Source organism: Bacillus badius NBRC 15713 (assembly GCF_001591605.1).
GTDB lineage: Bacteria > Bacillota > Bacilli > Bacillales > Domibacillaceae > Pseudobacillus > Pseudobacillus badius.
Window position 1 is genome coordinate 25,260 of sequence record NZ_BCVF01000037.1, and the last position, 9,510, is coordinate 34,769.

Below are 9,510 nucleotides of genomic sequence, written 5' to 3' on the forward strand. Positions count from 1 at the left end.
ACCTCTGTTATGTTTCTTTGAAATATACAAAGCATTATATCAAAAAATGCGGCCGGCCACCGTCCGCAGCTTCACATTTTCAGGAAGATTCTCTTCTCTCATGCCACGGGTATTGTTGCTGTAAAGGTGCATAATAAACCAGACTCTCTTGATAACCAATCAAAAAAAGGAGCTTTTATTTATGAATCATTCACTTGCCGGTGCCATTCGGAACTATGCGAGCCCATTGGAAACAAATGAGGATTTAACAAAGCTGATCGAAGCTATCGGAGAAGCCAACATTGTTCTTTTAGGCGAGGCAAGTCATGGCACCTCTGAATTTTATTCTATGTGGGCTGCCCTATCTAAAAGGCTGATCACCGAAAAAGGATTTTCTATTCTTGCAGTGGAAGGAGACTGGCCTGCAGCCCAGCAGGTGAACCGTTATATTAAAGGATACGACTCGGAAAAGAGGAAGGCAGAAGAGGCATTGCAGGCCTTTGATCGCTGGCCAGCCTGGATGTGGGCAAATGAAGAAATGGCCATTCTCATCGAGTGGCTGCGGGCTTATAACGAAAAAAGGAAGGACCGCCAGCAAGTCGGCTTCTATGGAATTGATGTATACAGCTTATGGGAGTCGATCGAGGAAGTGCTCAATTACTTATCGCGCACGAAGCCGGCTGGCATTGATTTAACTTTGGCCAGGAAAGCATTCTCCTGCTTTGAGCCCTTCAACCGCCAGCCGGAGAACTATGCTGTTTCTACTTTGAATTTTTCCGATGGATGCACAGAAGAAGTTTCTAAGCTGCTGGCTTCGATCCGCACTCACGAAAAACAGTATGCAGGAACAGAAGAAGCAGACCTTAATTTAAAAATCAATGCGCTAGTGGCCAAAAACGCTGAGCGGTATTATCGCGCCATGGTCAGAAGCGACATCCTTTCGTGGAATATCCGTGATGAACATATGGCAGAAACGATCAACGAATTGCGAAGTTATCATGGAAAAGACGCAAAACTAATTGTTTGGGAGCATAATACCCATATAGGCGATGCATCGGCTACCGATATGAAAAACGAAGGGATGATTAACGTCGGCCAGCTTATCCGGGAACAAAATCAGGAAGAAGAAGTATTTGCTGTTGGCTTCGGCACTTATCACGGCACCGTCATTGCGGCTGAAGAATGGGGAGCCCCGTTTCAAACAATCGACGTTCCGCCTGCACAAAAGCATTCGTGGGAAGCCGTTCTCCACCAAGCAGGCGCCTATAACAAACTTCTGCTCTTTAATAAGCACAACCGCTCCTTGTTTAATAACTGGATTGGCCATAGAGCGATCGGGGTAGTGTACGATCCCGAATATGAAGCTTACGGAAATTATGTTCCCTCCCAGATTGCCAGCCGTTATGATGCATTCATTTATATTGACCAAACAAGAGCCCTCGCACCTTTAGCAGCAAAGAAAGCCGTGCCAAACAAGTAAGGGCTTGCCGCCGCTCTCAGGAAGTTAAAAGCTTCAAAATATACTCAAGGAATACTGTTCCGATAGCATTTCCAGCAGCTTCAGCCCTGCTATGCTATTTCCTTTTTCATCAAGAGCAGGACCGAATATGCCGATGCCAAACCGGTTAGGAACTACTCCCATGATCCCCCCGGAGACACCGCTCTTTGCCGGAATGCCGATGCGGACAGCAAATTCTCCGGCAGCGTTATACATGCCGCAAGTCACCATAAAGGTTTTGCATATCCTGACAATGTCTTTTGGAATTAATTGTTCTTTCGTGAATGGGTCCTCTCCATTCATCGCAAAGACCAAGCCGATTCTGGCCAGGTCCAGGCAATTCATCTCAATGGCACATTGCTTTGTATACAGCTCTAACAGCTCTTCTACGTTCTCTTCAATAATCTTATGCTCCATCATAAAGTAACATAATGCCCGGTTTAGATACGCTGTTTCAAACTCTGACCGGGCGACCTCCTCGGAATAGCTGAGCTGCTGGCCGCCCGCCAGCCGTTGGACAAATGCCCGGATGCGCTCCAGCCTGTCATTAATTGAAGATCCTTTGATCATGCTTGTCACAGCCAGCGCCCCCGCATTAATCATCGGATTGAGCGGCTTAGACGGATTGTACAGTTCAAGCTTTACGATAGAGTTGAACGGGTCTCCCGTCGGTTCATACCCGACCTTTTCAAACACCCTTTTTTCTCCGCAATCCATTAAAGCAAGCGCCAGCGTCAATACTTTCGATATGCTTTGCAAAGTGATTTTTTTCTCTACTTCCCCTGCCGAAATGCACTTGCCATCAGAATGAAAAATAGCGATAGACAGATCATTCGGATTTTCTTTTTTTAGCGCTGGAATATAATCAGCTACTTTTCCTTGTGCTGTATATTTTTTTGCTTCCATTACTAATTCATTTAATTTGTCACTGGAATAGCAAGGCATACCCATCCTCCTTTGTTCTTTGGCTCTTAAAAACGGGATATTGATTTGATTAGTTTCAGCTAAATAATTGAAGTTTATCCCGTGCGCCTCAGCTCTTGGTCTCCTGTAAAAAAGGCGGCTTGCCCTTAGCGTGTCTTTTACGGTGTGATCCAAATAAAAATCAGTTCAATTGCTGGCGGATGGAGGCGGGTGATTTCCATGCCATTCAACAGGACCGGTAAAGGTAGGAAAAAGCGGTTCGGAGTACGAAGATTCCGAACCGCTTTTGGCGATAAATGGATGCTTGCAATGAGTGACCGCTTAATTTTCTTTCTGCAGAAGGCGGCTCAGGCTTTCATCAAAAGGAGCATAAGCGATGCCTTTCTCAGTAATAATAGCAGTAATCAAGTGATGATCCGTAACATCAAAAGCTGGATTGTATATTTTTACGCCTTGAGGAGCCATCGGTTTCTCATACCATTGTGTGCTTATTTCCTCTTTGCTGCGCAGTTCAATTGGAATGTCAGCACCAGATGTGCACCCCTGGTCTATTGTAGATAAGGGGGCGCACACATAAAATGGGATGCCGTAATGCTTTGCCAGCACGGCCAGACCGGATGTGCCGATTTTATTGGCGGTATCTCCGTTAGCCGCCACACGGTCACAGCCCACCAGCACGGCTTGCACCTTTCCTTCTTTCATGACAATCGAAGCCATATTATCGCAAATTAACGTCACATCAACTCCAGCTTCTTGCAGCTCCCAAGCTGTCAGGCGGGCGCCTTGCAGCAGGGGGCGCGTTTCATCCGCATACACACTGAACTGATAGTTCCTCTCCTGCCCCAAATAGATAGGAGCCAATGCTGTGCCATATTTAGCGGTTGCAATGGTGCCGGCGTTACAATGAGTAAGAAGCCCCCATCCTGGCTCCAGTAATGAAAGCGCATGTTCGCCAATTGCCAGGCACACCTTTTCATCTTCCGCCCGGATGTTGTCCGCTTCTTCCTTCAATGCTTGCTTAATGACGGCAACGCTTTGATCTGCTTCTTGATGCAGCCGGTCTTCCATCCGCTGCAGCGCCCAAAATAAATTAACGGCCGTCGGACGGGAGGACGCCAAATATTGCTTGGCTTTTCGAAATTGATCAGCGAGCTCCGCATAAGACGCTGCATTGGATCGCTTAACGCTTAAATAAATGCCATAAGCCGCCGCAATCCCGATAGCGGGTGCTCCTCTGACCTTTAGATGATAGATTGCCTCCCAAATGTCTTCTAGTGTTGAGAGTTGCAGAAAGACCTTTTCATTCGGCAGCAGGGTCTGGTCGAGAAGCACAAGAATATCGTTGTTGTCATCCAGCCGTACTGATTGAATGGCTGTTACTGGTGTTGTCATGGTTGATTGCCCCTTTACTAAACTGATCCACGCTTCGGCGCAGTACCTTTACAAAATCATTTCCTGAGCGGATACTTGCCCGCTCAAGGATAAACGCTTTTCCGGCTGTTACACAAATCTTTTCCGCCTCCACCCTGTTTTCTTCATCAGAAATGGAGGTTAAATCCTTCACATGGGCAATGCCGATGACCCTCCGGCACAGTTCAAGACCTGCAGCCGCCGCCGTATCTTCCAGAATAGAATCTACATACCACTCTTTAAAGCCCGGAACAGTTGCGGTTTGCTCAGTCACTGCTTCATCCCATAACTCCAAGAATTTTCGTGAAAACAGCTCAATGACTTGAGCAATTGTTTCTTCTAAATACTGAAGATACTCGTTTTTCCTCTTCTCTTCTTTGATTGTGTAGCTCGCATGAACGTAGGCAAAGATTAAATTCGCCACAACGTTCCCGATGTCATAGCCTGCCGGTCCATAAAACGCGAACTCAGGATCAATAATTTTCACTGAATCTTCTTTTATAAAAATCGAGCCGGTATGCAGGTCGCCGTGAAGCAGCGACTGGGCCTTGGTCATAAAGTCAAACTTTAGTTTGGCTGTTTCTAATGCCAGCTCTCGGTCATTCCAAATCGTTTGATGAACAAACTCTTTCGTTCCTTCGAATACATCATTTTGCTCGCAATTATAGAATGGCTCGGTATAAACTAAATCTTCAGTAATTTCACAAAGCTCCGGGTTCGTAAATTGCTGTACTCGCCCTTTCTTCTCTTTATGCCCCATCACGACATCAGATGTAAGCAGCAGTGTGCGCGCAAGAAACGTTGTGATCTGATCAGCAAATAACGGGAATTTTTTATGATTTAAAAGGGCTGAACGCATAATCTCATGATCAGATAAATCATCCATTACACAGCAATTCATGACTGGATCGTAAGAATACACTTTCGGGACAAAGCCTTGGGCCAGCTCTCCTTGAAGCGCCAATATTTCACTTTCAATCCGGTTGCGGTCAGGAGACACTTTGAAAGCGTCGGAAATGCGGGCCACCGGACCTGCCTGCTTGACAATAATCGACTGCCCGCTGTTAAGATCCGTCACTTTAAACACATAGTTTAAATTGCCGTCCCCGATCTCGCGGCATTCCAAGTCCGCATCCTCAGCAAAAATATTCAGCCTTTCCCTTACATATTCCGCTGCATCTGTTTCGTTCATCGTAAAGTAAGCTGATGCAAAATCTCTCACATGAGTCCCCTCCCTTATTTTTGCTTATAATAAGTAAGCCCGAGCGCAAACGCTAAAACAGCTCCTTTTACGATATCCATCGCATAGTAAGGGACAGACATCATAACAAGGCCGTTTTGCAAAATGCCGATTAATACAGCTCCAATAAATGTGCCAATTGCATTAGGCTTTCCAGCTCCAAATACAGCAAAACCAATGAAAGCCGCGGCCACAGCATCCATTAAATACGGGGAGCCCGCGTTGATCTCCGCCGTCATAAGCCTCGCGGCGAGCACTGTGCCGCCAACAGCGGCACAAACAGCGGAAAGCAGGTAAGCAATGACTTTATATTTGTTGACCGGTATTCCAGACAGCCGGGCTGCCTCCTGATTGCCGCCAATGATATACATGTACCTTCCGTGCTTGGTATATGACAAAAAGATGTGAACAAGAACAACTGCTGCGACCATTACGAAAATAATCCAGGGAACCTGGCCGATTTTTTCAAATATCGGGCTAATGGTTCCTGCGGCAAATGAGCCGTCCGGCATCACCATGTTTTGAGTAATCGTTGCCCCTTTCGTATAAGTCAAAGCGGCTCCTTGAATAATAAACATCATCGCTAACGTTGTAAGCATATCCGGGATTTTAAACTTCACGATTAATAAAGCGTTGATTGCCCCTACTGCGATCGCGGCAGCTAACGCAGCAATTAAAGCGACAAATAGATTTTGGGAGTACCAGACAAACATCGAGATAACAAGTGCATTCGCCAACGAAGCAGTCGATCCTACAGACAGATCAAATCCATTAATCGCCAGAGAGATCGTTACACCGATAGCAATGATCGTAACAATAGAAATTGACCGTAAAATATTAATGATATTTTCGCCTTCGATAAAGGCGGGGTTTGCCCACGTAAAAACAGCGATTAACAGACCGATTGTCAGCAGAGTGCCGTACTTATAAAACCAGCTGAACAGCTGAAAAGATTCTTTGACCGGTTGTTTTTTCACTGTGACTATTTGTTCTGTAGCCATTTACTTTCCTCCTGTTGAGTAATACAAAATTTCTGCTTCGCTTGTTGAGCTGGTTGGCACCTCTTTCACAGCCTCGCCGTCATAGACTACATAGACCCGATCTGTCATGCCCACAATATCGGCCAGCTCGCTTGAGGCGTAGATTACTCCCTTTCCTTGCTTAGCAAGCTCAGTGATCAACCCAAAAATCTCCCGCTTCGCTCCGATATCGACCCCTTTAGTCGGCTCATCAAAAATGTAAATATCAGCTTCACCCAGCAGCCATTTGCCAATGACCACCTTTTGCTGGTTTCCCCCCGATAAATTTGCCACCTTCGCTTCTGCGGACGGCGTCACAATGCCCAATCGCTGAATCATGTCTTCCGCCGCACGCTTCTCTTTCTTAAAATCAATAAAACTGAAAAGCTTAGAAAATCGGCTCATGGCAGAAACCGTTAAATTCGTGGCAACCGACTCGGAAATGATCATTCCCTCTTTCCGTCTTTCTTCAGGCACGAGAACCATTCCATGCCGCACAGCATCCGTCGGGGAAGCAATGTTTACTTTCTGGCCCCGGATGAAAATAGCGCCTGACGTCTGAAGAGACGCACCGAATAAAGCCTGGCAAATTTCTGTTTTTCCTGCGCCGACGAGACCGGCAATGCCGATAATTTCTCCCTTCCTCACTTCAATGTTCAAGTTTTTGACCATGTGATCATCCGATAGATTCTTCACTTCAAGAATCGTTTCCCCGGTTGAAGGCTGGCGGGAAGGATATTGTTCATCTAACGTTTTTCCAAGCATTTGTTCAATGACATCATCCGGGGAAGTCAAAGCGGTCTTTTCTTTCATGACCAGCTCTCCGTTTCTCATCACGGCTATTTCCTCACAAATAGCAAACAATTCCGGCAGCCGGTGGGAAATAAAAATAATAGCGACTTCCTTCTTCTTTAAAAGCCGGATTAATCGGAATAACTCTTCCGTTTCCGTCTGGCTTAACGGCGCCGTAGGCTCATCTAATATTAAACAGCTGCATTGATCGGAAATTGCCCTTGCGATGAGCACCATTTGCTTTTCTGCGAGGGTCAGCTCATCCACCCGCTTATGGGTAGAGATCGCTACATTCAGATTGGCCAGCACATCCGCTGCCTGCTTATGAAGTTGCTTCCAATGAATCAGCTGTTTTCTGCCCATTCCATGAATCATTTGCTCCAGCATAATATTTTCGCCAACAGTTAAATGAGGAATGAGCGCCGTATCAACCTCCTGATACACCATTTGCACACCGAATTGCTTGGCGTCTTTCGGCGAACGAATGGCCGCTTGTTCGCCATGAAAATAAATCTCGCCCCGGTAATGGCCATAAGCTCCGGATAGCACCTTCATCAATGTAGATTTTCCCGCTCCATTGGCACCGATCAAAGCATGAATTGTTCCTTTTTCCACATGGAAATTCACATTTTTCAAAGCCGCTACCCCTGGGAAATCAATCGAGATGTTTCTCATTTCAATCATTGTGCTCGTTCCCTTCATCTAAAATGGGGATGGCCATTAAGTAAAGCGGACGCATCCGCTGCCAGATCAGCGAATGCCGCCTTTCTTAATAGTGTTCTTTCAGTGTTTTCATCCACTCTTCTTCAAAAGCATCCGATTTTCCCCAGTTTGGAATGACGCTCTTTAAGCTTTCCATATTTACCGGTTCTTTCGATGAAGCTAATTCTTTTTGGGAAATTAAACTGGCGTCTAAGGCGTATTCTTGCGGAGTCTCCTCCCCTGCCAATTTCTTGGCGAGGATTCTCATATCAATCTTGCCAATAAGCGCTGGATCGACGGCTGCTGTATACTTCCACGAACTTCCTTTTTCCTGTATAAGCTGCAAATCTGCATTGGAAACGTCAATTCCGTAAATTTTTACTTCCTCCCGTCCCGCTTCTTTAATGGCGCGGGCTGCGCCGATGGCAAAGGCATCCCATGTGGCATAAATGGCATCTAATTTTCCTTTTGGATATTTTTTCAGCATTGCCTGAACAGCGTTTTGGGTCTGTACAGATGTATCGGCTGCGGCTACGCCGAATCTTTCTACCTCTTTAATGCCCGGGTTCTTCTTTAATGTCTCTTCATATACAGCATTCCGGCGAACCATTGGCGGAAAGCCATCGACCCACAGATAAGCAATATTGGCTTTTCCATTGAAATCCTTCACCAGCTGATCCAAGCTCAAGGCAGCTAACGCTTTGTCATCCTGGGAAGTCAACGTGACACCCTCTACTTCTTTTAACTTTTCAATAGAGTCAAACGCGACCACGCTTTTTCCTTTCTCCGTTAACTTTTTCACAGCATCTGCTGTTGCGGCGTCATCCCCGTGAGAAATAACCACTCCGTCGTAATCCTGATTCGCCGCTTGTGCAATGGCATCATGGAATTTTGCTGTATCGCCGTTGGCCGTGAAAATATCCACTTTAAAACCGAGCTCCTCGCCCTCTTTTTTTGCTCCGGCTAAAAACTGGGCGGTATGGTCATCACCGCCAATTTTGCGGATTACTTTTACTTTCACTTCTTCCCCGTTTGCGAATCGTTCGGGTACATTTTCAATTTTCCCCGGCGTCTTTCCACTGGATGATGAAGCTCCTTCTTCACCCGCTGAACAGCCGGTCAATAATAGTGTGAAGGTTAAACCGGACACAGCCAGCTTTTTAAATAATTTTCTCATTTGAACTCCCCCTGGATCTTTTCTGTAAATTAATTTATTTCAAATAATTCAAGCCGTTTTCCTTCCCGCCATTCCTTTCATAAATGTGTGTTATAGTTGCTTAATCGCCTGTAAGTTTGCCTTAGCTTGCAAAAGAGCCAGATGGTACTCAAATAGAAATTCACATGCTTCAAGTACTTTTTTAGCCTCGAAGCCATCCTTTCCCCAGACGGTAATCCCATGGCTGCGGATCAGAACCGCTCCTTGATCCGCCTTTACATATGGGGCCAGTGCAGCTGCCAGCCTGGGAATCTCAGCATAGTTATCAATGATCGGCACTTCCCACTCCGCGTCTTCTTCCCAACGGCCAAATGCTTTAATCAGTTCCTGCCCTTTAAATACTACTTTTCCTTCATCGCCATACAGCTCGGAGACCACATTATTAGCTACCGTATGAACGTGAAGGCTGCAGCCCGCGTTTGATCGCTCATAGATTTCGCAATGAAGAAGCGTTTCCGCTGAAGGCTTTACATTGGTTTCACCGACGGGCCTGCCGTCTTTGTCAACAATCAAAAAATCTTCATTCGTGCTCTTCCGTTTGTCTTTTCCGCTGGCTGTCACAAGGAACTGGAGCGGATTATTCTGAATCTTTATAGATAAATTGCCGCTAGTGCCCATAAACCAGTCTCGTTCAGCCAGCTCGGCTTTTATTTCTGCCAGTTCATGAATACGGGTGATAAATATGCTCATTTTGCATCAACCTGCCTTTCTATACAAAAAACCTCTTCGA

At 46.0% G+C, this 9,510-nt stretch carries 8 protein-coding genes; 1 reads left to right on the top strand and 7 read right to left on the bottom strand.

The window, feature by feature from the left end:
• Nucleotides 1-181: 181 nt before the first annotated feature.
• Nucleotides 182-1,459, top strand: a complete 1,278-nt coding sequence (locus BBA02S_RS16015; protein ID WP_041114213.1) for an erythromycin esterase family protein — start codon at nt 182-184, stop codon at nt 1,457-1,459.
• A 33-nt stretch (nt 1,460-1,492) separates the two neighbouring features.
• Here the strand turns inward: BBA02S_RS16015 and glsA are convergent, their stop codons facing one another.
• From glsA to BBA02S_RS16050, 7 genes are all read right to left on the bottom strand, one after another.
• Nucleotides 1,493-2,422: a glutaminase A gene (gene glsA, locus BBA02S_RS16020; protein ID WP_041101242.1), complete on the bottom strand. Its 930-nt coding sequence runs from the start codon at nt 2,420-2,422 to the stop codon at nt 1,493-1,495.
• 300 nt (nt 2,423-2,722) lie between these two features.
• Nucleotides 2,723-3,793: an S-methyl-5-thioribose-1-phosphate isomerase gene (gene mtnA / locus BBA02S_RS16025; protein WP_041114212.1), complete on the bottom strand. Its 1,071-nt coding sequence runs from the start codon at nt 3,791-3,793 to the stop codon at nt 2,723-2,725.
• Complete coding sequence (mtnK, locus tag BBA02S_RS16030; RefSeq protein ID WP_082028265.1) at nt 3,750-5,033, bottom strand: S-methyl-5-thioribose kinase; 1,284 nt, start codon at nt 5,031-5,033, stop codon at nt 3,750-3,752. Before mtnK ends, mtnA begins: the two co-directional genes overlap by 44 nt.
• Nucleotides 5,034-5,047: 14 nt before the next feature.
• Nucleotides 5,048-6,052, bottom strand: a complete 1,005-nt coding sequence (locus tag BBA02S_RS16035) for an ABC transporter permease (RefSeq protein ID WP_041101238.1) — start codon at nt 6,050-6,052, stop codon at nt 5,048-5,050.
• A complete protein-coding gene (locus BBA02S_RS16040) occupies nt 6,053-7,546 on the bottom strand; it encodes a sugar ABC transporter ATP-binding protein (RefSeq protein ID WP_231557209.1) in 1,494 nt (497 codons plus the stop codon).
• 85 nt (nt 7,547-7,631) lie between these two features.
• Complete coding sequence (locus BBA02S_RS16045; protein WP_041101234.1) at nt 7,632-8,741, bottom strand: sugar ABC transporter substrate-binding protein; 1,110 nt, start codon at nt 8,739-8,741, stop codon at nt 7,632-7,634.
• A 90-nt stretch (nt 8,742-8,831) separates the two neighbouring features.
• Complete coding sequence (locus tag BBA02S_RS16050) at nt 8,832-9,470, bottom strand: methylthioribulose 1-phosphate dehydratase (protein WP_041114210.1); 639 nt, start codon at nt 9,468-9,470, stop codon at nt 8,832-8,834.
• Between the last annotated feature and the right edge of the window lie 40 nt (nt 9,471-9,510).

What these genes read in the sequence shown, in the direction of transcription:
- BBA02S_RS16015 (WP_041114213.1), top strand. Translation starts at nt 182, where the DNA reads ATGAATCATTCACTTGCCGGTGCCATTCGGAACTATGCGAGCCCATTG.
- glsA (WP_041101242.1), bottom strand. Translation starts at nt 2,422, where the DNA reads ATGCCTTGCTATTCCAGTGACAAATTAAATGAATTAGTAATGGAAGCA.
- mtnA (WP_041114212.1), bottom strand. Translation starts at nt 3,793, where the DNA reads ATGACAACACCAGTAACAGCCATTCAATCAGTACGGCTGGATGACAAC.
- BBA02S_RS16035 (WP_041101238.1), bottom strand. Translation starts at nt 6,052, where the DNA reads ATGGCTACAGAACAAATAGTCACAGTGAAAAAACAACCGGTCAAAGAA.
- BBA02S_RS16040 (WP_231557209.1), bottom strand. Translation starts at nt 7,546, where the DNA reads ATGATTGAAATGAGAAACATCTCGATTGATTTCCCAGGGGTAGCGGCT.
- BBA02S_RS16045 (WP_041101234.1), bottom strand. Translation starts at nt 8,741, where the DNA reads ATGAGAAAATTATTTAAAAAGCTGGCTGTGTCCGGTTTAACCTTCACA.
- BBA02S_RS16050 (WP_041114210.1), bottom strand. Translation starts at nt 9,470, where the DNA reads ATGAGCATATTTATCACCCGTATTCATGAACTGGCAGAAATAAAAGCC.